Consider the following 21,115-nt stretch of genomic DNA (forward strand, 5'->3'; position numbering starts at 1 on the left):
CTGAATTTCTCCAAGGGGCTTTTTTATTACATCATTTCTTCTTCTTGTTCACTGCATCTTTGAATGCTTTACCAGCTGTGAACTTGACGGTCTTGGCTGCGGCAATCTTGATTGCTTCGCCGGTACGTGGGTTACGACCGGTGCGTGCAGCGCGTTTGCCGGAAGAGAACGAACCAAATCCAATCAACTGAACAGTACTACCTTTAGTCACGGCCTTGATCACGTTGTCGACAACGGATTCCAAAGCGCGCTGTGCAGCGGCCTTCGAAATTTCGCAATCAGTGGCAATGGCGTCGATCAATTCGGTTTTGTTCATTTCGTTAAATCCTCAAAAAAAGTGGTGAGTTGCAAATTCTAGCACCGTATTTGCTTGGAATCGGCGATGTAGACTACCGCAAACGCGGGATTGAGACAAATTGCTTTTGAAATTCCGTTTGCAGGCAGTTGTATCTGTAGCACAAAAATCCGGTTTTGCGATAAAAAATGCGCGCCTTCATGCGTAAATTTTGAGCAGGGCGCTGTCGACCGATGCCCGCAAAGTGCAGTCGCCATGCGGCGCGCCGGACTTTCCGGATCTCCGGCAGCACCATGATCAGCAGCTTGACTTGCGGTTTTTGCGGCGCAGGAAACTAGACCGCGTTGATGTCGGCGGTCTCGAGCACCTGCTTCGCTCCGCCTTGCCGCGCCAGCTTGATCATCGCGCGTCCCATCTGTTCGGTGGTGGTGACGTGCCTGGGGAACAGCCGCCTGGCCAGCGGCAGCAGCGGCGCCGCCAGCGTGTAGAACAGCTGGTAGGAGCGGGTCTTGGAGCGCACGCCGTGCAGCGGCTGGATCACGCCGGGACGGAACATGAAGGCAGCCTTGATCGGCAAGCGCAGCAAAGCATTTTCGGTGCGGCCCTTGACCCGCGCCCACATGCTGCCGCCGTGCTCGCTGGAATCGGTGCCGGCGCCGGAGACGTAGGTCAGGGTCATGCCGGGATTGCGCGCCGCCAGCGTCTTGGCGATGGCCAGGGTGAGGTCGTAGGTGAGTTCGGTATAGCGTTCTTCCGACATGCCGGCCGACGATACGCCGAGGCAGAAGAAGCAGGCGTCGTAGCCTTGCAATGCTTCGGCATGGTCGGCGATACGGGCCAGGTCGGGAACCACCAGTTCCTGCAATTTGCCGGACGCGCCGACGCTGGCGCTGCGGCCGACGGCCAGCACGGACTCAACCTCGGCGTCCAGCAGGCATTCGCGCAGCACGCCTTGCCCGACCATGCCGCTGGCGCCAAACAGGATTACTTTCATTGCGGGTTCCGATCTTGTTGTACTGCGGCCGGCGATCCGGCGAATTTATTACACTGCACAGTGTAGTTTCTATTTCGAAGAAAGTAAACTGACTGGTGTAGAATTCACTTATCCGTCATCTTGAAGCAAACCATGGCTACAGTCCAACGCCTCACCGACCGCAAACGCGATGCCATCCTCCAGGCAGCGATCGCCGAATTCCGCGCCAACGGCTTTGAAACCACCAGCATGGACAAGATCGCCGCCCGGGCAGAAGTGTCCAAGCGCACGGTGTATAACCATTTTCCCGGCAAAGAGGAACTGTTTGCCGAAATCCTGATGCAGTTATGGACCAGCAGCGCAGAACAGCATGCGCTCAGCTATCGCCATGATAAGCCGCTGCGCCTGCAGTTGCTGGAGCTGATGCAGTCCAAGATGCGCATGCTCAGCGACGGCAATTTCCTCGACCTGGCGCGGGTGGCGATTGCGGCCACCATCCATTCGCCGGAGCGGACCCAGGACATGGTCGCCAAGCTGGGCGAGCGCGAAGAAGGCGTCAATACCTGGATCGCCGCGGCCCAGGCCGACGGCAGGCTGAAGCCGGCCGATCCCGCATTCGCCGCGCACCAGCTGCAAAGCCTGCTGAAGACTTTCGCGTTCTGGCCGCAGGTCACGCTGGGGCAGCCGCCGCTGGCGATGGCACTGCGGCAGCAGGTGGTGGATTCCGCAGTGGACATGTTCTTGGCTTATTACGAAGTGGCGGGCAAGACTCGCTAAACCGGGAGCTCAGCGCTTGGTCCTCGGCGGTGCCCATCTCTGGGCGGCCAAAAATCTCATACCCGGTATTGCGCAGCACTTGCTCTCTTTCCGGCTCGTTCAACAACGCCGTTGCCGCGATTGCCTTGTCCACTATTTCTGCATAAGGCAGCGGCGTATTACCCAGATCCGATCCCCACATGATCCGATGGGCGCCATACGTATCGACGGCATGGCGTAAGAACCCGCTGGTTGAAATGCCGTGCGCGCCAAGCGCGTTAAAATTAACTGTTGTTACCTTGAAAAAGATGTTCTTCTGCGCTGCGAGCCGGCGATAGACACCTTCGATTCCGTAGTCGGGAGCGCCGGAGGGACCGGGCCATCCGAAATGGTCCAGTACGATCTTCGTATCCGGATACCGGCGCGCAAGCTCCAGCACTTTCTGCATCGCCTCGCTTGCAGCGCCGTAAGGATCTGGGCCGCGCACCGAAGGGAACACAATGACAGGCAGATGCAGCGAATTGGCGACGGCCCAGACCTTGAGCGTACGCGGCGAATCCAGTCCCGGGTAGGCGCCGTTCTTATCCCGTGCAGCCGCAAGACGGATTCCGACCACACTATCGCGCTTCACCAGCTTGCGAAGCGTCTTCGGCGCAGCGGTGCTGTTCGTATCCAGCATGACGACGGGCGCGATTCGCTGGGGGTAGTGGTGCGCAACCGAAAGGACATAGCTATTATCGGCCTGATAGGCGGTACCGTATTGGACGCCAGCGCCGGCTTCCACTCCGTTTTCGTCCCAGAGCTTCAGCACGTACTCGGGCGTATTCGGTCGATCGGCGACGATTTCGATCAGTCGCTTCGCGCCCATGTACGCATGCTCGGGATGCAGCGGGTATTCCAGGAAATCGTCCGTATAGAAATGCGCATGGCTATCGAACACCCTGAACGGCAATGTCTGCGCCATCGATGGCAGCGCAGCGCCCAGCCCAGCGATAGCGATGATCGTTTTCACAACCCATCTCTTCACGTGTCCTCCCGCTCTGTCAATTGCATTTATATTAACACTTAAATCCGACCTTGGTCAGCCACCGGCAAAGTCGCCGGTACGGACACGCGCGGCAGAGATTGGGTAAAACCGGAGAAGGAAATGCCGTATTTGCCGGTCGGGGCGACGGCGGCGAAAACGGCTGCACGCATCATGCTGGCGTGCCTCGAGGTAACTTGATCCGATGGGTATTGCGGCCCGGCGTCCACGCCAGGCCGCGGCACGGCAATCAGAAATACCGTTTGACTACCTCGCCGAAGGCATCTTCGGCGGAACTGCCTTTGAGCATCAGCTCGGTGATTTCGGCGGTATGCTCGCCGATGCCGTCCGGCAGCGCCTGGCGGTTGCTGCGGAAATATTCATAGCGCGCAGCGTCGACCAGGTCCTTGGCTTTCATCGCCACCGCACCTCCGCGCGTGCCGCCGCTGCGGCTGACGACGCGGCCGCCGGCGGAGCTGCGGGTGGCCGTGCTGGAGCGGAAACCGCCGGCGGCGATGGCTGCCTTGATTTGTTCCAGCGTGAATACCGGCGTGGCGTTGGCGCCGGTGAATTCATCTTCCTTCGGGTGCAGCAGGTGGTTATTGCTGTCGAACGCCATTTTCTTTTCGGCGCTGTTGGTCAGCTGGTAATACGGACGCGGCCCCGGGCTTGCCAGTCCGAATTGCACGCGGTCGCCGTATACCTCCATCTTGCCCATGACATCTTTCAGGTATGCCGTTGTCAGGGAGTCCATCTTGCCGGTCCAGCGTTTGGTTCTTGTCGTGTTCAAAATGCGTTACTTCCAATAATGATGGCTGCATATTGCAACAGCAGCCGTTTATGAATCGATTGCAGTACGCATTATCTCCCGACACGATTTGCTGGGCATGGCTCACGGCAAAATATATTGTTGCCCGCAGATCATTTTTTCAGGCAGCCCATGCCGGCAAGCGTCGCCTCCAGCGCCACGTCCAGCTCGGTATGCGGCTCGCTGCCGAGCAGCTGCAGCAAGCGCCGGTTGTCCAGGCGCAAAGGCTGGCGCCACAGGTAGCTGACTTCGCGCAGTTCGCGGAAAACCGTGACAAACGGCGACGCCAGCGGCAGCAGCCACCAGGGGAAGCGTTTTACCTTCATGCCCGGCTGGCCTGCCACCCGCCCGATGGCTGCCACCATTTCAGTGCCGTCGGCGTCCCAGTGGCCGTTCATGTGGAAGGTATCGAATGCAGCCAGCGACTGTTCGCGCTCGATCAATTGCATCATGGTCTCGGCCATGTCCGGCAGGTAAGCCCACTGGTGGCCGATGCCGCGCTGCCCGGGGTAGGTGACCGCCGTCACCGGCCGGCCCGGCTTGACCATGCCTTGCGAAAACCAGGAATTGGCCAGGTGCGGTCCAAAAAAATCGCCCGCGCGCACTACCAGCGAACGCACTCCGTCCTGCGCGGCCTGGCGCAGCCGGCGCTCCATCTGCACCCGGATCGCGCCTTTGCGGGTGCTCGGGTTTTGCGGCGAGGTCTCGCGCAGGTCGGGAAAGGCGTCCGTGCCGTAGTTGTACACCGTGCCGGGCAAGATGATGCGGGCGCCGGATGCGCGCGCCGCGGCGATGCTGTTTTCTATCATCGGCATCACCAGCTGGGCCCAGTTGCGGTAGCCTGGCGGGTTGACCCCATGGACGATGATGGCGGCGCCGGCGGCAGCGGCCACCACATCCTGCTCCTGCATGGCGTCGCCCTGGCGCCAGACGATGCCGCTGCCGCGGCTGGCGGCGGCCATCTGGTCGGCGCGCCGGTGCAGCGCCCGCACCTGCCAGCCGCGCTGCATCAGTGTTTTCGCCATGGCGCCGCCGATGCCGCCGGTGGCGCCGAGCACCAATGCGATTTGCTGTTTCATGATGTGCACTCCTTTAAAAAAATGTTGTAGGAGTCCAGCGTAACAGTCTGGCTATTAGTTTAAAATTGGCTATCTTCACATATCTTCTATACATATTTGTATGACTACCCAAGAACCTGGATGGGACCTGTACCGGGCGTTCCTGGCAGTGCTGGAAGAAGGCTCGCTATCCGGCGGCGCCCGCAGCCTGGGGTTGACCCAGCCCACCATGGGACGCCAGATCGAAGCGCTGGAGCTCGCGCTGGGGGTGAAACTGTTCACCCGCTCGCAGACCGGGCTGGCCGCCACCGACACCGCGCTCACCTTGCGGCCGTTCGCTGAAAACCTGCGCGCCACCGCCAGCGCCTTGCGCCGCGCCTCGACCGGCGCCGGCGGCGGCGGCACGGTGCGCGTCACGGCGCCGGAAGTGGTCTGCGTCGAGGTCTTGCCGCCGATCCTGACCGCGCTGCGCGAAACGCACCCGGCCATCAAGATTGAACTGGTGGCGTCGAACCGGACCCAGGACCTGCTGCAGCGCGACGCCGATATCGCCGTAAGGATGGTGCAGCCCAGCCAGGCGGCCCTGGTCGCGCGCCGGGTGGGCGCCATTCCGCTCCGCCTGTTTGCGCACCGCCGCTACCTGGACCTGGCCGGCATGCCGGCCAGCATCGCCGCGCTGAAACAGCACACGCTGATCGGCTTCGACCAGGAAACCAACTACATCCGCGCCATGCAAAAGCGCGGCCTGCCGCTGTCGCGCGACATGTTTTCGCTGTGCACCGACAACCAGCTGGCGCAGCTGGCGGCGATCCGCGCCGGTTACGGCATCGGCATGTGCCAGGCGCCGCTGGCCAGGCACAACCCGGATTTGTCGCCGGTGCTGCCGGAAACGGTCAGGGACCAACTCGAAACCTGGATCGTGATGCATGAAGACCTGCGTTCCAGCGAGCGCTGCCGGATCGTCTTCGACGCCTTGGCCAACGGCGTCTCCCGCTACATAACCGATGCCGACCATCCAGCCAGGAGCACGCCATGGACCGACTAAGTGTGATGAGATTGTTTGTCGATGCCTCGACGCTAGGCAGTTTTTCCGCCGCCGGGCGCAAGCACGGCTTGTCGCCGGCCGCCTCCAGCGCCGCCATCCAGCGCCTGGAAACGACGCTGCGGGTCAAGCTGTTCGAACGCACCACGCGCCGCCTGCGGCTGACCGAGGAAGGCCAGCTCTACAAGGAATACAGCCAGCAGGCGCTGGAGCTGATGGACCAGGCCGAACAGATGCTGCAGGCAGGCAAGAGCCTGGTGCAGGGCATAGTCAGGATTTCAGCGCCGTCGGACCTGGGGCGCAATCTCCTGCTCACCTATCTCGACGAATTCCAGCGCCAGTATCCGCAGGTGCAGTTCGCCTTGTCGCTGACCGATTCCACCGCCAACCTGGTGCAGGACGATATCGACCTGGCGATCCGCTACGGCATGCCGCCCGACAGCGCCATGGTGGCGCGGCCGCTGCTGCCCAACCGGCGCGTGGTCTGCGTAGCGCCGGAATGCGCGGCACGTGTCGGCCTGCCGCAGACGCCGGAGCAGCTGGCCGGCCTGCCGACGCTGGTGCTGCTCAACGCCGCCGGGCCGATGAACGAATGGCGCTACCGTGCCGGCGGCAAGCCGAAAGCGGTACGCGTCAGCCACTACCAGCAGAGCAACGATGGCGAAATCATCCGCAAATGGGCTTTGCTCGGCCACGGTTATGCCTACAAATCGCTGCTCGATATCAGCGCCGATTTGCGGGCTGGCCGGCTGATTACGGTACTGGATGAATTTTTCACCGAAAGCGCGCCGCTCAACGTGCTGTATCACCGCAGCAGTTTCCAGCCGCCGCGGGTCAAGCTGCTGATCGAGTTTTTGCAAGAGCGTTTCGCCACTGGCTTGGCTCAGGCGGAAGCCGGCGGATAGTCGGTATACCCGGCACGCTCGCCGCCGAACAGGGTAGCGCCATCGTGGCCGGCCAGCGGCAGCTTCTCTGCCAGCCGCCGCGGCAGGTCGGGATTGCCGACAAACGGCCGGCCGAACGCCACCAGGTCCGCCAAACCTTGCTCCAGGATCCGCGCCGCACGTTCGCTGTCGTAGCGGCCGGCGACAATCAGGCTGCCGTTGAACACTGCGCGCAGGTCGTGGCGGAACTGGTCGGGAACGGTGGGCGCATCGTCCCAGTCCGCTTCCGCCAGATGGATGTAGGCGATGCCGAGGCGGTCCAGGCCGGCGGCGGCGTGCAGGATGGCCGGCACGATTTCAGGATCGGCCATGTCCTTGAAGGTGATGTAGGGCGCAAGCCTGATGCCGAGCCGGTGCGCGCCGATTTCGTCGGCCACGGCGGCCGCCAGTTCCAGCAGGAAGCGGGTGCGGTTTTCGATGGCTCCGCCGTACTGGTCGCCGCGCTGGTTGGAGACGGTGCGCAAGAACTGGTCGACCAGGTAACCGTTGCCGCCATGGATTTCAACGCCGTCGAAACCGGCGGCGATGGCGTTTGCCGCGCCTTGCCGGAAATCGGCGATCACATCCTGGATTTCCGCCACCGACAGCGCGCGCGGCACCGGGCAATCGACCATGCGGCCGACGCCGTCGTCGCCGACGATCCAGACCTGGGTGCCGCGCGGCTGTATCGCCGAAGGCGCCACCGGCGCGCCGCCGTCCTGGAATACGCCATGCGAGACACGGCCGACATGCCACAGCTGCAGAAACATCTTGCCGCCGGCAGCGTGCACGGCGTCGGTGACCAGCCGCCAGCCGGCCACCTGGGCCGCATCATAGATGCCGGGCGTGAAGGAATAACCCTGGCCCTGGCGCGAAATCTGGGTCGCTTCGCTGACGATCAGGCCGGCGCTGGCGCGCTGCGCATAATATTCGGCCATCATGGCATTCGGTATATCGCCCGGCTGCGAACTGCGGGCGCGCGTCATGGGCGCCATCACGATGCGGTTGGCCAGTTGCAGGCTGCCCAGTTGCACCGGGTCGAACAGAGTGTTTGCTGAAGACATGATTAAATTTCCCGTAAGAAGTGAAGATCGATGCTGCGATCAAGGCTGGGTTGCACCGAATTGCTGCATCAGCGCCAGGTTGTCTTCCAGGTGCCAGTTGTCGGCAATGCGGCCATCGGCTATCCGGTACAGGTCGAAGGCCCGGAAATCGATTGCCTGGCCCTTGCCCTTGAGCTTGCCGAACTGGCCGCTGAAATGGCCGCGGAAGTGCAGGTGGAGCGAGATGCGGTCGCCGGCGACCACCATGTCGTCGATCTCCATGGACAAGTCCGGCACCGCGCTACGGAAGCCTTGCGATGCCTGCAGCGGACCGGCCACGCCTTGCAGGCGTCCGGCGGGCAAAGTGCGGTCGATGAAATCGGGAGCGAGCGCCAGCCGCGCATATCGCTCGTCGCCGGTGTTCCAGAAAGCGGCGTAGCGGCGCGCCGCCAGGATCAGCGGCGCAGCGTCGGCCGGGTTGCCGGCGATGGCAAGATGATGCGGCTCAGGCAGGTTGCGGTCATCAGCCTGGGCGGCCATGCTGCAAACCGCCAGGCTGAACAACGGTGCTGCGACCGCCGCCGATAGCAGGCGGCGGGTGGGAAGAAGTGTGGATGCCATGAAAAAATCCTCGCTGTTGATTGAACGGTGTACCAATGGAAGCATTGTCCGTTCTAGCGAGGATTTTGATAATTAGGCGTGGTATTGAATCATTTGCTTGTTTTTGTTGAATATAACCATCCAGGCGCAGAAGGATTTGCGGCAAGCACATTCCTGCGCCGGCGCCAAACCGCAGGCACACCAAATTGCAAACCCGGAGGAAAAACTGAAGACTTGCCGCCGCTCATGGCTGCCTGCATAAGCGGCGTCCTGGAATCAGGATAAGGCGGCGTCGGCTGTCGCTGCTTGCTGTTTGCCGCTTTCCGGCGTCACGGCAGAGCGCAGCATTGCTGATGCCGCGTCAAGCCGGCAAGGTTTGCCGAACAGGCGCGCGGAAATCAGGCCGCTTTGCAGGGCGCCGAGGATAGTCATGGCATAGACCGGCGGCGCGGCAGGCAATTTGACGCCCTTGTCGGCGACCGCGCGTTCCAGCCGCTGGGTGATCCAGGCTTCGTGCATGCTGTAGAAAGCCTGCAAGGCAGTCAGCACGTTCTGCGGCAGGCTGGTAGCTTCGGCGGCCAGCATGCCGCACAGGCAGACGCGGCCGGTGCCGAGGTTCTTGCGCCACAGCGCCAGGTATTTCTCGACCTGCTCCTTGAGCGGCCCGTTGACATCCATGTCGCGCATGATGTCGCCGATATTGGCCGCGTAGGCTTGCACCGCGGCCAGCGCCAGGTCTTCCTTGGTCGGGAAATAATAATGGATGCTGGAAGTCTTGACGCCGACCAGCTCGGCCAGGTCGCGGTAGCTGAAGCCGTTATAGCCGCGCGTGCCCAGCAAGACCAGCGTGTGCTCCAGCAATTGTTCGCGTACGGGGGAAACGGCCTTCATGATTTTTTTACCTATAAAGAGATAGCGATGCACGACACCGGCAAAGGCAGCCGGATTTCAGGCAGCCACGCTTGCTGCTGCCATGCTACGTCTTTTATACCCCGGCCGGCAATATTCTGGCGGCACGGGCGTGGAATCTAAAATCAAAAAGACGCTACGTCTATATATTATCTACTGAAAGGTAGATAATCAAGGCGTTTATGGGTTGCGCCTGCCTTTTGATAAGCAATTATCGTTATTAATAAATTCTATTTGACTACCTAGCAGTAGATAACTATAGTTAGGTCACAGTAGTTGCAGACACGTTGTTTTAAGCAGCAAGCGACCCAGGTTTGGTTTTTATTCAGCAACAACTGGATCGCACAACGTGCCCGGACTGCCGGTGGTGGATTAGTGGACTGGAAAGCGTCAAATATGAAAGACGCTTTTTATTTTCCCGGTTTATCTATCTAGTGATAGATGTAAATCAAATCCTCGCCGGCAGCCAGGACGGTGCAGCAGCAATGCTTTTCCGTCAGTTCATGCGCTTGTGTGACCGCTGCATTTGGCACTTTGTCATTAACTTAAAAAGAAAGAACCATCATGAAAACCCAACTGATCGCCGCATTGGCACTGGCTGCAATTGTTTCAGCTCCTTCATTCGCTTCCGACAACGTCACCCCGCTCACCCGCGCTCAAGTCCAGGCTGAACTGGCCCAGGCTCGCGCTGCCGGCCAACTCGATTTCGCCGGTTCGCAATATCCGGTGTTCCTGCCATCCAACGCCCAAAGCGCCGCCCCTGGCACTGCAGCCCTTGGCAAGACCCGCGCTGAAGTGCAGGCAGAACTGGCAAAAGCCCGCGCTGCCGGAGAACTCGATTTCGCCGGTTCGCAATATCCAGTGTTCACCGTCTCCAACACTGCTGGCAAGAGCCGTGCTGAAGTCCGCGCAGAACTGGCTGACGCACGCAACTCCGGCCTGGTCAATTTCGCCAACTATCCGCTTGAAACAAACACAGGCAATTGATCGCATGCAGTCCATTCCCGGCAGCATGCGGGAAGCGTTGCAAATGACAAAACCCGCGCCTCATGAGGAGTGCGCGGGTTTTTTATTGTCGCGGCTTTTGTGCCGGAACCTCAGGCCCGGCCCAGGTGCTTGACCATGAAGTCGACGAAAGTACGCACCCGCAGCGACAGATGGCGGGCGTGCGGATACAGCAGTATGAAGGGCCGCGTGCTGCCGCCGAACTGCGGCAACAGTTCGACCAGTTCGCCCTGCCGCAGCGCCTGCTCGACCACGAAGCGGTAGGTTTGCACCAGCCCCGCGCCGCCGCGCGCCAGGGTGGCGACGGCGAGCACGTCTTCCGAGCAGCAATAGCCGCCGTCGGTCACGATATCGGCCTCCTTGCCGTCGACCATGAAAGTCCAGGGGATGCGGCGGCCGGTGCTGGGCCGTTCGAACTGGATGCAATCGTGCCGCTCCAGGTCGGCCAGCGTCTGCAGCGCCGGCGCCCGCTGCAAATAAGACGGCGCCGCCACCAGCACCAGTTCGGCGTCTTCCAGCTTGCGCGCGATCAGGTTGGAATCCTCCGGCGCGCGGCCGCGGATCGCCAGGTCGTAGCCTTGGTCGGCAAAATCGATGTTGCTGTTGCTCAGGTGGACATCGATCCGCACCTGCGGGTATAGCGCGCGAAACTGCGGCAGCAAGGGCAGCAGACGATAGTGGCCGAACGGCGTCGGCATGCTGATGCGCAGCAGCCCGGCCGGCGCCGCCTGCTCGCCGGTCACCTCGCGCTCCGCGTCCACCAGTTGCGACAAAGCCTGGCGGCACTGCTCGAAATACACGCGGCCGCTATCGGTCAGGCGGATCTGGCGCGTGGTGCGCACAAACAGGCGCACGCCCAATCTCTCCTCCAGCCGCGACACCGACCGGCTCACGGCCGCAGGCGTGACGCTGGCCGACATCGCCGCTGCCGTGAAACTCCCCAGTTCGGCAGCCAGGCAAAACAGCTCGATGCTGCCCAGCAGGATGTCGTCGAAGTTGCGTTTCATGAAAGCGCCTTATTCATTACATGGTGTATCAAGTTAATTGTGAAAACCTGTATTTATCTACCAATACCGCATAAGTATAGTGCATTACATCGGGACCAGAGAGCCCGCTTAACCACAAGGAGTGTCACCATGAGCAGCAACCAGAAAACCGTCATCATCACCGGCGCCTCAAGCGGCATCGGTTTCGCCCTGGCCGAAGCGTATCTGCAGCGCGGCTATAACGTGGTCGGCAACGCCCGCACCATCGAGCGCCTGCTGGCAGCCGCCGAAAAACTCGGCAATCCGCCCAATTTCCTGGCGGTGGCCGGCGATATCGCCCGGCCGGCAACGGCGAAAGCGCTGTTCGAGCGCGCCATTGCGGCGTTCGGCAAGGTCGACATCCTGGTCAACAACGCCGGCGTGTTCATCGCCAAGCCGGTCGGCGACTATACCGAGGACGATCTCGACGCCCTGGTCAGCACCAACCTGAAGGGCTTTTTCTATCCATCGCAGCAAGCTGCCGTACACATGGCCGCCAACAAAAGCGGACATATCGTCACCATCAGCGCCAACATCGCAATGCAGCCGACGGTGAAAGTGCCGGCATTGCTGCCGGTGCTGATCAAGGGCGGCCTGATCAATGCCACGCGGGCGCTGGCGATCGAACTGGCGGCATCCAACGTGCAGGTCAACACGGTAGCGCCCGGCATCATCCAGACGCCGCTGCACGGCGACTATGAAAATTCGCGGGCCTTCTTCAACACGCTGTCGCCCTCAGGCCGCACCGGCAGCACCAAGGACGTGGTCGACGCCGTGCTGTACCTGACCGATGCCGGCTTCATTTCCGGCGTAGCATTGCCGGTGGACGGCGGCGCCACCGCCGGCACCTGGTAATTCCAGGCGCAAAAAAAAAAGCGGGCCGATGCCCGCCCTCAAACCATTTACTACAGGAGTTCCAGCATGCCATACGTCAATATCCGCGTCACCCGCGAAGGAGTCACCGCGGAACAGAAACAGCAACTGATTGCCGGCGTCACCGAGTTACTGGCGCGCGTGCTCAACAAGAAACCGGCTACCACCTTCGTCGTCATCGATGAAGTCGATACCGACAACTGGGGCGCGGGCGGCGAAAGCGTCACCGTCATCCGCAAACGCGAAGCGGCGGCGGGCTAGCCGTCAGCCGTCGGAGAAAAGGGCCGGCTAAGCGCCGGCCGGCAGTTTGCGGAAAAAATCGGACAGCTTGGGCAAGTCCGAAAAAGCCACATTGAAACGGAACCAGGCGTGTTCCGGTTGCGATACATAAAAGAATTCTCCCGGCGCCAGCCAGATGCCTTGCTGCAAGGCCAGGTCGCCGATTGCCTTGGCGCTCAGCGCCGCATGCGGCATCCTCGCCCAATAAAACATGCCGCCGCGCGGCGGGCCGAACGGCAGCAGGCCGACTTCCTCCAGCCTGGCGCTGACCTGCGCCTGCGCGGTGAGCAAGGTGCTGGCCAGGCGCTCGACGTGCCGCCGGTGATGGCCTTCGGTCAGCGCGTTGTACACCAGCCGTTCGGTGATTTCCGAATTGGTCAGGGTCAAGACCATCTTGGTGCGCGCAAATTCCTTGGCGAGGTCCGCCTGGCAGGCGATGAAACCCAGCCGCAGCGAGGGGGCGATGGTCTTGGAAAAACCGCTGACATAGATTACCCGCCGCAAACCGTCCAGCGCCGCCAGCATCGGATCGGTGGCTTGCGCCAGCTCGCGGTATAGATCGTCTTCCACTACCCAGAAGCCATGCCGTTCAGCCGACTGCAGCACCCGCATTGCACAGGCCGGGGTGTAAGTGGTGCCGGTCGGATTCTGCAGTACCGGGTTGGTGAAAAAAATCTTCGGCCGGTGGATCTGCGCCAGCTCTTCCAGCCGCTCCAGGTCGACTCCGCTCACGGTGCGCGGCACGCCGACCACATGGATATTGGCCAGCCGCAGCATGGCGATCAGGTTGCAATAACCCGGCTCTTCGATGAACACGGTGTCGCCCGGTTTCACCAGGGTGCGCATGATCAGGTCCAGCGCCTGGGTCACGCCGTGGGTAGTGACTATCTGGTCGGGGCCGATGTCGAGCGACCAGTTGGCGAACGATTTGGCGATCGTCTGCCGCAGCGGACCGTAACCGAACGGATGGCCGTAGCCCACTTGCTGGGCGCCGGGCGAGCGGATGATGCGCCGCTCCGCCGCATGCAAACCCTCGCCGTCGAGCATGCTGCTTGGCAGCCAGCCGCAGCCGGCCTTGATCGGCACCCGCTCATCGGCAAACACTTCGGAAAACAGCCAGGCCGAATCGATCACCGGATTGGGCATGATCGAAGGCATGCCGCTGCTCTCGGGCTGCTCGCGCTTGGCGATGAAAAAACCGGACCCGCGCCGGACAATCAGCAAGCCGTTGGCCACCAGCCGTTCGTAAGCTTCGACAATCGTCGAATTGCTGACTCCCTGCTGCAGCGCGAACTGGCGGATCGACGGCAGCCGTTCGCCCGGCCGCAGCTTGCCGTTTTCAATCATGCGGCCGAGGCCCGCCACCACCTGCTCGACCAGGCTCAGCGCCGACTGCGGCTGCAACAGCGGAGGAAAACGCGAAACCTGGGTATCAGTCATGGGACCTTCAAGTGTATTCAGTACAGATTGCTGTCGGCAACAGTACACTTTCCGCGATTTGTACAAAGTGTATCTAACAATCTGGATTGTAGCTGCAATAATCGACGCCATGGCGAAACTTCGCCAACCATCGTCAATCACCGCAACCGAGCCCATCATGCACACACACCAATCGGATCAGGACCTGTCGGCATTCTGGATGCCATTCACCGCCAACCGCCAGTTCAAGGAAGCGCCGCGCATGTTCGTCTCGGCCAAAGGCATGTATTACCAGACCGACGACGGCCGCCCGATACTCGACGCCACCGCCGGCCTGTGGTGCGTCAACGCCGGCCATTGCCGCGAAGAGATCACCGCCGCCGTGACGCGGCAGATCGGCAGCATGGATTACGCGCCATCATTCCAGATGGGCCATCCGCTGGCGTTTGAAGCTGCGCGCAAGGTGGCAGGACTGATGCCAGCCGGGCTGGACCGGATTTTCTTCACCAATTCCGGTTCGGAAGCAGTCGACAGCGCACTCAAGATTGCCCTGGCTTACCACCGCGCACGCGGCGACGGCCAGCGCACACGGTTCATCGGCCGCGAACGCGGTTATCACGGGGTCGGTTTCGGCGGCATCTCGGTCGGCGGCATCGTCGGCAACCGCAAGGCTTTCTCGGGCAACCTGATGCCCGGCGTCGACCACCTGCAGCACACCCTGAATATCGCCGAAGCCGGCTTCAGCCGCGGCCAGCCCGCCTGGGGCGCGCACCTGGCGGACGAACTGGAACGGCTGGTGACGCTGCACGACGCCTCCACCATCGCCGCCGTCATCGTCGAGCCGCTGGCCGGCTCGACCGGGGTGCTGATTCCGCCGGCGGGTTACCTGGAGCGCTTGCGCGAGCTGTGCAGCAAGCACGGCATCCTGCTGATTTTCGATGAAGTGATCACCGGGTTCGGCCGCCTCGGGGCACCTACCGCCAGCGCCTATTTCGGCGTCACGCCGGACCTGATCACGCTCGCCAAGGGCATCAACAACGCCGCGATTCCAATGGGCGCGGTGGCGGTGAAACGCGAGATCCATGACGCGGTGGTGCAATCCGCCGCCGCCGGCGCCATCGAGCTGATGCACGGTTATACCTATTCCGCCCATCCGGTGGCCGCCGCAGCCGCCATCGCCGCCATCGACCTGTACCAGAGCGAAGGCTTGTTCGAGCGCGCGCGCGAATTGTCGCCGCTGTTCGAGAAAGCCGCCCACGGCGTGGCCGGCGCGCCGCACGTCAAGGATATCCGCAACCTCGGCCTGGTGGCCGGGATCGAGCTGGAACCGCGGCCGCAGGCGCCGGGCGCGCGCGCTTACGAAGTATTCCGCAAGTGTTATGAAAAGGGCGTGATGGTGCGCTATACCGGCGACATCCTGGCTTTCTCGCCGCCGCTGATCGTCCAGCCGGAAGAAATCGAACGCATGTTCAGCACGGTGCGCGAAGCACTCAACGAAACCAGATAATCGAGACCTGCCATGAGCCTTACTTTGAACACCCCTCAAATCAACCACTTCATTTCCGGCGCATTGGCGACTGGCCGTTCCGAACGCTATTCGGATGTCTACAATCCGGCCACCGGCGCCGTGGTCGCCCAGGTTGCGCTGGCCTCGGCGCAGGAAGTGGATAAAGCCGTCGCCGGCGCCCGTGCAGCGTTCCCGGCCTGGGCCGAAACCTCGCCGCTGCGCCGCGCCCGCATCATGTTCAAGTTCAAGGAACTGCTGGAACAGCATCACGACCAGTTGGCGGCCTTGATCACGCGCGAACACGGCAAGGTGTTTTCCGACGCCAAGGGCGAAGTGGTGCGCGGCATCGAGGTGGTGGAATTCGCTTGCGGCATTCCACACCTGCTGAAGACCAGCCACACCGACAATATCGGCGGCGGCATCGACAACTGGAACCTGCGCCAGCCGCTGGGCGTGGTGGCCGGCATCACGCCGTTCAACTTCCCGGTGATGGTGCCGATGTGGATGTTCCCGGTGGCGATCGCCTGCGGCAACTGCTTCATCCTGAAACCGTCCGAGCGCGATCCTTCGGCCAGCCTGCTGATCGCCGGCCTGCTCAAGCAAGCCGGCCTGCCTGACGGTGTTTTCAACGTGGTGCAGGGTGACAAGACGGCTGTCGACGCCTTGCTGGCGCATCCCGATGTACAGGCGCTGTCGTTTGTCGGTTCGACCCCGATCGCGGAATACATCTACACCGAAGGCGCACGCCGCGGCAAACGCGTGCAGGCGCTGGGCGGCGCCAAGAACCATCTGGTGGTGATGCCGGACGCCGATCTCGAACAGGCGGTCGATGCGCTGGTCGGCGCCGCCTACGGTTCGGCCGGCGAGCGCTGCATGGCGATCTCGGTGGCGGTCGCGGTGGGCGATGTCGCCGACCGCCTGGTGGAGCGGCTGGCGCAACGCGCTGCCGCGCTCAAGATCGGCAACGGCGACCAGGCCGATTCCGAGATGGGGCCGCTGGTCACCGCCGTGCACAAGGCCAAGGTCGAGGCTTATATCGCCAAGGGCGTTGAAGAGGGCGCCAGGCTGCTGGTCGACGGCCGCGGCCACAGCGTTGCCGGCCACGAGAATGGCTTTTTCGTCGGCGGCACCCTGTTCGACCGCGTGACCCCGGACATGACCATCTACAAGGAAGAAATCTTCGGCCCGGTGCTGTCGGTGGTGCGGGTGCCGGACCTGGCCAGCGCGGTGGAACTGGTCAATGCCCACGAATTCGGCAACGGCGTTTCGCTCTTTACCAGCGACGGCGGCGTGGCGCGCGCATTTTCACGGCAGATCCAGGTCGGCATGGTCGGCATCAACGTGCCGATCCCGGTGCCGATGGCATGGCATTCCTTCGGCGGCTGGAAACGTTCGCTGTTCGGCGACCACCACGCTTACGGCGAGGAAGGCATCCGCTTCTATACCCGCTACAAGAGCATCATGCAGCGCTGGCCGGACAGTATCGCCAAGGGCGCTGAATTCACCATGCCGGTGGCCAAGTAAACCGGCTTGCCCGGAGCGGCTGGCAGCCGGCGCTCCGGCTCAATTGTTATCCGGCTTAAGCACCCAGCCCGAAACGCCATCTTCCACCTGAAATCCCTGCGCCTTGATTTCCTGGCGCAGGCGATCGGCTTCCTGCCACTGCTGCGCTTCGCGCGCGGCCTGGCGCTGGCTGGCCAGCGCCTTTACCGCCGCGGGAATTTCATGGCTGGACGGACGCCAGTTGTCCAGGTCGAATCCCAGCACCTGGTCCATGGCGCGCAATGTGGCTTTGCGCACGGCGGCATCGCCCTCGCTGCGCACCAGCTCCCAGACGACGGTCAATGCACGCGATGAATTTAGGTCGCTGTTGACGGCATCGCGAAAGCGCTCCAGGAAAACCTGGTCAGGCTGCATCCCGTCGGGCCAGCGATGGTACGCTTCCCGCAAGCGCTGCAAGGCAGTCGCCGCTGCCTGCAGGCCGTCCCAGCTGAATTCCAGCTGGCTGCGGTAATGCGCCGTCAGGCACAGGTAACGGTAGGCCAGCGGATCGATGCCGCGCTCGGCCAGCGACCGGAGGCGCAGGAAATCGCCGCCCGACTTGGACATTTTTTCGCTGCCGGTCTGCAGGAAGTAGCCATGCATCCAGAAATTCGCCAGGCGCGTGCCGTGGCAGGCCTGGGTCTGCGCTATCTCATTGCTGTGATGGACCGCGATATGGTCTTCGCCGCCGCAATGGATATCAAACCAGCTACCGAGATGCGCCGCCGACATCGCCGAGCATTCGATGTGCCAGCCGGGAAAACCGCGGCCCCAGGGACTGTCCCACTCCATCTGGCGCCGGGTGTCGGCAGGGCTGAATTTCCATAAGGCGAAATCGGTCGGGCTGCGCTTTTCTCCTATCGCCACGCGCACGCCTGCCTGCAAGGCGTCGCGGTCGAGCCGAGCCAGGTAGCCGTAGTCGCTTTGGCGGCTGGTGTCGAAGTAGATGCCATCGCCGGTGCGATAGACATATCCTTTTTCTTCCAGCGCCTGGATAAAGGCAATCTGCTCGGGAAGGTATTCGGTGGCGCGGCACCAGGTCTCCGGCTCCAGCAGGTTGAGGGCACGGCAATCCGCCATGAACGCGGCGCTGTAAAACGCCGCTATTTCCCAGGCGCTCTTGCCGCTGCGCCGGCTGCCTTTTTCCATCTTGTCTTCGCCTTCATCGGCATCCGAGACCAGGTGGCCGACGTCGGTGATATTGACCACGTGCTGCACACGGTAATGGTTATAGCTCAGCGTACGGCGCAGCAAATCCTCGAAAACATAGGTGCGCAGGTTGCCGATGTGGGCGTAATCGTAGACCGTCGGTCCGCAGCAATACAAGCCGACGCGCCCCGGGACAATGCTTTCAAAGCGCCTGACGCGGCGCTCCCAGCTATCGTATAGATGGAGTTCCATGCGATTCTTTTTAAAAACCAGTTAAAGGCGCCAGGGAAAAACAACCTGGCCGTGCACAGGCCAGCGGGCGAGGAAAATCAGGCGCGCTGCATTGGCGTCGTGCAGCGGCAACAACGTGCGCAGACGCGGGAGCGGGGAGAGAAGAGGAATAACGTAAGCATCGCTTATACTAACTTGCAGCGCTTTTCCCGGTCAAGCCTCTGCACTGGTCCTGGCCGGAAGCATCATTTATCACTATCCGGAGCGAACCACGATGAAGCAGCGGAAACTGGGATCAAGCGGGCTGGCGGTATCGGCGATCGGCCTTGGCTGCATGGGCATGAGCACTGCCTACGGCGCGGCCGACGAAGCCGAATCTGTCGCCACGCTGGAACGGGCGCTGGACTTGGGCATCAATTTTTTCGACACCGCCGAGCAGTACGGCCCCTATGAAAACGAAGCGCTGCTGGGACGCGTCTTCAAAAGCCGCCGGCATGAGGTGGTGCTGGCCACCAAATTCGGCTTCAAGATTGAGAATGGCGTCACCACCGGCATCACCAGCGAGCTCAGCCATATACGGCGCGCGGTGGAAGGTTCGTTGCGCCGCCTCGGCACCGACTACGTCGATTTGCTGTACCAGCACCGGGTCGATCCGGCGGTGCCGATTGAAGACGTGGTCGGCGTCATGGCTGACCTGGTGCGCGAAGGCAAGGTGCGCTACCTGGGCTTGTCCGAGGCTGGCGCCGCGAATATCCGCAAAGCCCATGCGGTGCATCCGATCAGCGCATTGCAAAGCGAATACTCGCTATGGGAACGCAACCTGGAAGCCGATATTTTTCCAGTCCTGCACGAGCTCGGCATCGGCCTGGTGCCGTTCAGCCCGCTCGGCCGCGGCTTCCTGAGCGGCACGGCGCAGCGCGCGGAGAGTTATCCGGAATCCGATTTCCGCCATCGCGATCCACGCCTGCAGGGCGACAATTTCGACGCCAACATGCGGGCCGCAAAAGTGGTCGGCGAGATCGCCGCGGCGAAGGGGACAAGCAGCAGCCAGGTGGCGCTGGCCTGGGTGCTGCAGCAGGGCGCCGACATCGTACCGATTCCCGGCACCAAGCGCCGCGCTTACCTGGAGCAGAACGCCGGTGCGGTCGAAGTCATGCTGTCCGCCAGCGAAACCGCGTTGCTGGAAGACGCCTTGAAGCAGGTGGCCGGGGAACGTTATAGCAAGGAACGCATGGCCTGGGTCGACCGTTAGTATCTACTGGCAGGCCGCTCCGTTGCATACATTGCGATCGGCGGCGGCCGGCTTCAGGTTGGTTTGCGCGGCGTTGCCGTTATTGCCCTTGAACTGGTTGTTGCTGAAAGTGGAATGGCCATATGCGGACAGTCCCAGCATCTGGTTGCCGCGCATCATGCTGTTGCGCACCTTGAGATCGACGCCGAAGATGCCGTCGCCGCCATTCGCTTCGGCAACGCTGTTGCTGATCGAACCGCCGAACAGCACCGCGCCGCCATGGCCGTTCCTGGCCATCACTATCCGGTCGATGCTGGCCGCATTGGTTTCCAGGTAGACGCCGTAATTTCCCATGCCCTGGATGATGCCGTTCCTGACCGAGATGCCGCTGCGGTTGACCGCATGCACGCCATTTCCGCTGCCGCCCGGCCAGCACGGCGCCGGCAATTGCTGGCAGCGAACCGGTCCCTGGATGGCGTGGCCGTTGAGGTCCAGCGTCACGTTGTCGGCGTTGATCTCGATTGCGGTGGTGTTGGCGTCAGGTACTTTCAGGTTGCCTGACAGCCGGTAATATCCGGGTTCGTCGATGACCACCAGGAAACCCGGCTTGTCGGCGCGATCAGGAGCAATCATGGTGGCTCGCCCGGCCGCCGAGCTCATGCCGGGAATCAACAGCGCGGCCAGCAGCGCCGTCGCTACGTATTGCTGCAAGCTATCACTCATAGGGCCGCTCTTCATTGCTCGTAAGCCGCTTCAGGCTCCCCGGAAAATATCGACAGTTTCAATGGCCGCACCGCGCCCATCCAGATCGCATGGTCGCGATGGTCGCGCAGGTCGTCGCCGGTGAGCGGATGGACGAACACCACCAGGCCGGCGCGATGCAAGGCCAGCCATGGGATCACTTCGCCAAACAGCGGCGCATCGAAAGCCAGCTGGCAGCTCCAGTCCGGATGCGGCCCGACAGGGCGCTGATGGACCCGGCCCATGGCCAGCGCAAACCGCCGCGCCGCCTCTTCGCACAAGGCTTGCGCCCGCGCCAGGGTGCCGGCATCGAAGTAGATGTGCGCGTGGTAACCGGTGATGCTCGGCGCGGATGGTTCGGTCATGCAGGAAACTCCAAAATGTGGGATCGGGACTGCGCGCAGATGCGCCTGGCGCAGGCTGTTTTTCGTATGGTTATTGCTGCGCTTCTTGCTGCGTTTCTTGCTGCGTTAACAATCAAGAATACCCTCTTTTCCATAGCCAGGGAAATTGCATCCGCAAGACCGGAATCCTGCTTGTCTTTCTGATCATTTCCACCACAATGAAGGCCGGCATGATCACGCATGGGGCCACGGTTTCGCTCCTCCCGGAAGAAAATAATGCGGGCTTTGTACGGTGACGTACTTAACATTCCAGTCCCGGCAGGTAATCTGCTTTTATC

At 62.0% G+C, this 21,115-nt stretch carries 24 protein-coding genes; 10 read left to right on the plus strand and 14 right to left on the minus strand.

The window, feature by feature from the left end:
* Nucleotides 1–31: 31 nt before the first annotated feature.
* Both V8G57_RS24625 and V8G57_RS24630 read right to left on the minus strand, forming a co-directional pair.
* Nucleotides 32–316 carry an HU family DNA-binding protein gene (locus V8G57_RS24625; RefSeq protein ID WP_014004094.1) on the minus strand — a complete coding sequence of 95 codons (285 nt, stop codon included), beginning with the start codon at nucleotides 314–316 and terminating at the stop codon, nucleotides 32–34.
* A gap of 313 nt (nucleotides 317–629) precedes the next feature.
* Nucleotides 630–1,289 carry a Rossmann-fold NAD(P)-binding domain-containing protein gene (locus V8G57_RS24630; RefSeq protein WP_092400602.1) on the minus strand — a complete coding sequence of 220 codons (660 nt, stop codon included), beginning with the start codon at nucleotides 1,287–1,289 and terminating at the stop codon, nucleotides 630–632.
* Nucleotides 1,290–1,421: 132 nt separating this feature from the next.
* Between V8G57_RS24630 and V8G57_RS24635 the strand changes: the two genes are divergently transcribed.
* Nucleotides 1,422–2,045, plus strand: coding sequence for a TetR/AcrR family transcriptional regulator (locus tag V8G57_RS24635; RefSeq protein ID WP_342831606.1), 624 nt, complete (start codon nucleotides 1,422–1,424; stop codon nucleotides 2,043–2,045).
* Here the strand turns inward: V8G57_RS24635 and V8G57_RS24640 are convergent.
* The 4 genes from V8G57_RS24640 to V8G57_RS24655 form a co-directional block, all read right to left on the minus strand.
* Nucleotides 1,939–3,036 (minus strand): amidohydrolase family protein, encoded by a 1,098-nt coding sequence (locus tag V8G57_RS24640; RefSeq protein ID WP_342831608.1) that lies wholly within the window; start codon nucleotides 3,034–3,036, stop codon nucleotides 1,939–1,941. The genes V8G57_RS24635 and V8G57_RS24640 overlap by 107 nt on opposite strands.
* Before the next feature lie 53 nt (nucleotides 3,037–3,089).
* Entirely contained in the window at nucleotides 3,090–3,224 is a 135-nt protein-coding gene (locus tag V8G57_RS24645; protein ID WP_342831609.1) for a hypothetical protein, read from the minus strand.
* Between the two features lie 74 nt (nucleotides 3,225–3,298).
* Nucleotides 3,299–3,802 (minus strand): hypothetical protein, encoded by a 504-nt coding sequence (locus V8G57_RS24650; protein WP_342831610.1) that lies wholly within the window; start codon nucleotides 3,800–3,802, stop codon nucleotides 3,299–3,301.
* Between the two features lie 167 nt (nucleotides 3,803–3,969).
* Nucleotides 3,970–4,935, minus strand: coding sequence for an SDR family NAD(P)-dependent oxidoreductase (locus tag V8G57_RS24655; protein ID WP_342831611.1), 966 nt, complete (start codon nucleotides 4,933–4,935; stop codon nucleotides 3,970–3,972).
* Between the two features lie 100 nt (nucleotides 4,936–5,035).
* Here V8G57_RS24655 and V8G57_RS24660 point away from each other — a divergent pair, with 100 nt between their 5' ends.
* Both V8G57_RS24660 and V8G57_RS24665 read left to right on the plus strand, forming a co-directional pair.
* Nucleotides 5,036–5,959 (plus strand): LysR family transcriptional regulator, encoded by a 924-nt coding sequence (locus V8G57_RS24660; RefSeq protein ID WP_342831612.1) that lies wholly within the window; start codon nucleotides 5,036–5,038, stop codon nucleotides 5,957–5,959.
* Nucleotides 5,947–6,861 carry a LysR family transcriptional regulator gene (locus V8G57_RS24665; RefSeq protein WP_342831613.1) on the plus strand — a complete coding sequence of 305 codons (915 nt, stop codon included), beginning with the start codon at nucleotides 5,947–5,949 and terminating at the stop codon, nucleotides 6,859–6,861. The genes V8G57_RS24660 and V8G57_RS24665 overlap by 13 nt, the downstream gene beginning before the upstream one ends.
* On the opposite strand, the gene V8G57_RS24670 is transcribed toward V8G57_RS24665, so the two are convergent.
* From V8G57_RS24670 to V8G57_RS24680, 3 genes are all read right to left on the minus strand, one after another.
* Entirely contained in the window at nucleotides 6,840–7,943 is a 1,104-nt protein-coding gene (locus tag V8G57_RS24670) for an alkene reductase (protein ID WP_342831614.1), read from the minus strand. The genes V8G57_RS24665 and V8G57_RS24670 overlap by 22 nt on opposite strands.
* Nucleotides 7,944–7,982: 39 nt before the next feature.
* Entirely contained in the window at nucleotides 7,983–8,543 is a 561-nt protein-coding gene (locus V8G57_RS24675; RefSeq protein WP_342831615.1) for an ester cyclase, read from the minus strand.
* 255 nt (nucleotides 8,544–8,798) lie between these two features.
* Complete coding sequence (locus V8G57_RS24680; RefSeq protein ID WP_092400590.1) at nucleotides 8,799–9,413, minus strand: TetR/AcrR family transcriptional regulator; 615 nt, start codon at nucleotides 9,411–9,413, stop codon at nucleotides 8,799–8,801.
* 582 nt (nucleotides 9,414–9,995) lie between these two features.
* Here V8G57_RS24680 and V8G57_RS24685 point away from each other — a divergent pair.
* Nucleotides 9,996–10,418 (plus strand): DUF4148 domain-containing protein, encoded by a 423-nt coding sequence (locus V8G57_RS24685; RefSeq protein ID WP_092400588.1) that lies wholly within the window; start codon nucleotides 9,996–9,998, stop codon nucleotides 10,416–10,418.
* A 110-nt stretch (nucleotides 10,419–10,528) separates the two neighbouring features.
* On the opposite strand, the gene V8G57_RS24690 is transcribed toward V8G57_RS24685, so the two are convergent.
* Entirely contained in the window at nucleotides 10,529–11,443 is a 915-nt protein-coding gene (locus tag V8G57_RS24690; RefSeq protein WP_092400586.1) for a LysR family transcriptional regulator, read from the minus strand.
* Nucleotides 11,444–11,572: 129 nt separating this feature from the next.
* Here V8G57_RS24690 and V8G57_RS24695 point away from each other — a divergent pair, with 129 nt between their 5' ends.
* Entirely contained in the window at nucleotides 11,573–12,316 is a 744-nt protein-coding gene (locus V8G57_RS24695) for an SDR family NAD(P)-dependent oxidoreductase (RefSeq protein WP_342831616.1), read from the plus strand.
* Between the two features lie 66 nt (nucleotides 12,317–12,382).
* Nucleotides 12,383–12,595, plus strand: a complete 213-nt coding sequence (locus V8G57_RS24700) for a 2-hydroxymuconate tautomerase family protein (protein ID WP_342831617.1) — start codon at nucleotides 12,383–12,385, stop codon at nucleotides 12,593–12,595.
* 27 nt (nucleotides 12,596–12,622) lie between these two features.
* Here V8G57_RS24700 and V8G57_RS24705 read toward each other — a convergent pair whose 3' ends face one another.
* The gene (locus V8G57_RS24705; RefSeq protein WP_092400580.1) at nucleotides 12,623–14,053 is read right to left on the minus strand and encodes an aminotransferase-like domain-containing protein; all 1,431 of its coding nucleotides are present in this window, start codon (nucleotides 14,051–14,053) and stop codon (nucleotides 12,623–12,625) included.
* A gap of 157 nt (nucleotides 14,054–14,210) precedes the next feature.
* Here V8G57_RS24705 and aptA point away from each other — a divergent pair, with 157 nt between their 5' ends.
* Both aptA and V8G57_RS24715 read left to right on the plus strand, forming a co-directional pair.
* A complete protein-coding gene (gene aptA, locus V8G57_RS24710; protein ID WP_342831618.1) occupies nucleotides 14,211–15,539 on the plus strand; it encodes an omega-aminotransferase AptA in 1,329 nt (442 codons plus the stop codon).
* A gap of 12 nt (nucleotides 15,540–15,551) precedes the next feature.
* Complete coding sequence (locus V8G57_RS24715; RefSeq protein ID WP_342831619.1) at nucleotides 15,552–17,063, plus strand: CoA-acylating methylmalonate-semialdehyde dehydrogenase; 1,512 nt, start codon at nucleotides 15,552–15,554, stop codon at nucleotides 17,061–17,063.
* A 39-nt stretch (nucleotides 17,064–17,102) separates the two neighbouring features.
* On the opposite strand, the gene cysS is transcribed toward V8G57_RS24715, so the two are convergent.
* Nucleotides 17,103–18,482, minus strand: a complete 1,380-nt coding sequence (gene cysS / locus V8G57_RS24720) for a cysteine--tRNA ligase (protein WP_342831620.1) — start codon at nucleotides 18,480–18,482, stop codon at nucleotides 17,103–17,105.
* 253 nt (nucleotides 18,483–18,735) lie between these two features.
* Between cysS and V8G57_RS24725 the strand changes: the two genes are divergently transcribed.
* Nucleotides 18,736–19,713, plus strand: coding sequence for an aldo/keto reductase (locus V8G57_RS24725; RefSeq protein WP_342831621.1), 978 nt, complete (start codon nucleotides 18,736–18,738; stop codon nucleotides 19,711–19,713).
* A 3-nt stretch (nucleotides 19,714–19,716) separates the two neighbouring features.
* On the opposite strand, the gene V8G57_RS24730 is transcribed toward V8G57_RS24725, so the two are convergent.
* Both V8G57_RS24730 and V8G57_RS24735 read right to left on the minus strand, forming a co-directional pair.
* Nucleotides 19,717–20,415 (minus strand): right-handed parallel beta-helix repeat-containing protein, encoded by a 699-nt coding sequence (locus tag V8G57_RS24730; protein WP_175501116.1) that lies wholly within the window; start codon nucleotides 20,413–20,415, stop codon nucleotides 19,717–19,719.
* A gap of 11 nt (nucleotides 20,416–20,426) precedes the next feature.
* Nucleotides 20,427–20,798 carry a DOPA 4,5-dioxygenase family protein gene (locus V8G57_RS24735; RefSeq protein ID WP_342831622.1) on the minus strand — a complete coding sequence of 124 codons (372 nt, stop codon included), beginning with the start codon at nucleotides 20,796–20,798 and terminating at the stop codon, nucleotides 20,427–20,429.
* Nucleotides 20,799–20,813: 15 nt separating this feature from the next.
* On the opposite strand from V8G57_RS24735, the gene V8G57_RS24740 reads away from it, so the two are divergent.
* Entirely contained in the window at nucleotides 20,814–20,981 is a 168-nt protein-coding gene (locus V8G57_RS24740; protein WP_342831623.1) for a hypothetical protein, read from the plus strand.
* Nucleotides 20,982–21,115 lie beyond the last annotated feature (134 nt).

Source organism: Collimonas rhizosphaerae, assembly GCF_038896935.1.
Lineage (GTDB): Bacteria > Pseudomonadota > Gammaproteobacteria > Burkholderiales > Burkholderiaceae_D > Collimonas > Collimonas rhizosphaerae.

Excerpts from the sequence above, each read along its gene's own strand:
- V8G57_RS24625 (WP_014004094.1), bottom strand. The coding sequence starts at position 316 with ATGAACAAAACCGAATTGATCGACGCCATTGCCACTGATTGCGAAATT.
- V8G57_RS24630 (WP_092400602.1), bottom strand. The coding sequence starts at position 1,289 with ATGAAAGTAATCCTGTTTGGCGCCAGCGGCATGGTCGGGCAAGGCGTG.
- V8G57_RS24635 (WP_342831606.1), top strand. The coding sequence starts at position 1,422 with ATGGCTACAGTCCAACGCCTCACCGACCGCAAACGCGATGCCATCCTC.
- V8G57_RS24645 (WP_342831609.1), bottom strand. The coding sequence starts at position 3,224 with ATGATGCGTGCAGCCGTTTTCGCCGCCGTCGCCCCGACCGGCAAATAC.
- V8G57_RS24650 (WP_342831610.1), bottom strand. The coding sequence starts at position 3,802 with ATGGACTCCCTGACAACGGCATACCTGAAAGATGTCATGGGCAAGATG.
- V8G57_RS24655 (WP_342831611.1), bottom strand. The coding sequence starts at position 4,935 with ATGAAACAGCAAATCGCATTGGTGCTCGGCGCCACCGGCGGCATCGGC.
- V8G57_RS24660 (WP_342831612.1), top strand. The coding sequence starts at position 5,036 with ATGACTACCCAAGAACCTGGATGGGACCTGTACCGGGCGTTCCTGGCA.
- V8G57_RS24665 (WP_342831613.1), top strand. The coding sequence starts at position 5,947 with ATGGACCGACTAAGTGTGATGAGATTGTTTGTCGATGCCTCGACGCTA.
- V8G57_RS24670 (WP_342831614.1), bottom strand. The coding sequence starts at position 7,943 with ATGTCTTCAGCAAACACTCTGTTCGACCCGGTGCAACTGGGCAGCCTG.
- V8G57_RS24675 (WP_342831615.1), bottom strand. The coding sequence starts at position 8,543 with ATGGCATCCACACTTCTTCCCACCCGCCGCCTGCTATCGGCGGCGGTC.
- V8G57_RS24680 (WP_092400590.1), bottom strand. The coding sequence starts at position 9,413 with ATGAAGGCCGTTTCCCCCGTACGCGAACAATTGCTGGAGCACACGCTG.
- V8G57_RS24685 (WP_092400588.1), top strand. The coding sequence starts at position 9,996 with ATGAAAACCCAACTGATCGCCGCATTGGCACTGGCTGCAATTGTTTCA.
- V8G57_RS24690 (WP_092400586.1), bottom strand. The coding sequence starts at position 11,443 with ATGAAACGCAACTTCGACGACATCCTGCTGGGCAGCATCGAGCTGTTT.
- V8G57_RS24695 (WP_342831616.1), top strand. The coding sequence starts at position 11,573 with ATGAGCAGCAACCAGAAAACCGTCATCATCACCGGCGCCTCAAGCGGC.
- V8G57_RS24700 (WP_342831617.1), top strand. The coding sequence starts at position 12,383 with ATGCCATACGTCAATATCCGCGTCACCCGCGAAGGAGTCACCGCGGAA.
- V8G57_RS24705 (WP_092400580.1), bottom strand. The coding sequence starts at position 14,053 with ATGACTGATACCCAGGTTTCGCGTTTTCCTCCGCTGTTGCAGCCGCAG.
- aptA (WP_342831618.1), top strand. The coding sequence starts at position 14,211 with ATGCACACACACCAATCGGATCAGGACCTGTCGGCATTCTGGATGCCA.
- V8G57_RS24715 (WP_342831619.1), top strand. The coding sequence starts at position 15,552 with ATGAGCCTTACTTTGAACACCCCTCAAATCAACCACTTCATTTCCGGC.
- cysS (WP_342831620.1), bottom strand. The coding sequence starts at position 18,482 with ATGGAACTCCATCTATACGATAGCTGGGAGCGCCGCGTCAGGCGCTTT.
- V8G57_RS24725 (WP_342831621.1), top strand. The coding sequence starts at position 18,736 with ATGAAGCAGCGGAAACTGGGATCAAGCGGGCTGGCGGTATCGGCGATC.
- V8G57_RS24730 (WP_175501116.1), bottom strand. The coding sequence starts at position 20,415 with ATGAGTGATAGCTTGCAGCAATACGTAGCGACGGCGCTGCTGGCCGCG.
- V8G57_RS24735 (WP_342831622.1), bottom strand. The coding sequence starts at position 20,798 with ATGACCGAACCATCCGCGCCGAGCATCACCGGTTACCACGCGCACATC.
- V8G57_RS24740 (WP_342831623.1), top strand. The coding sequence starts at position 20,814 with ATGTGGGATCGGGACTGCGCGCAGATGCGCCTGGCGCAGGCTGTTTTT.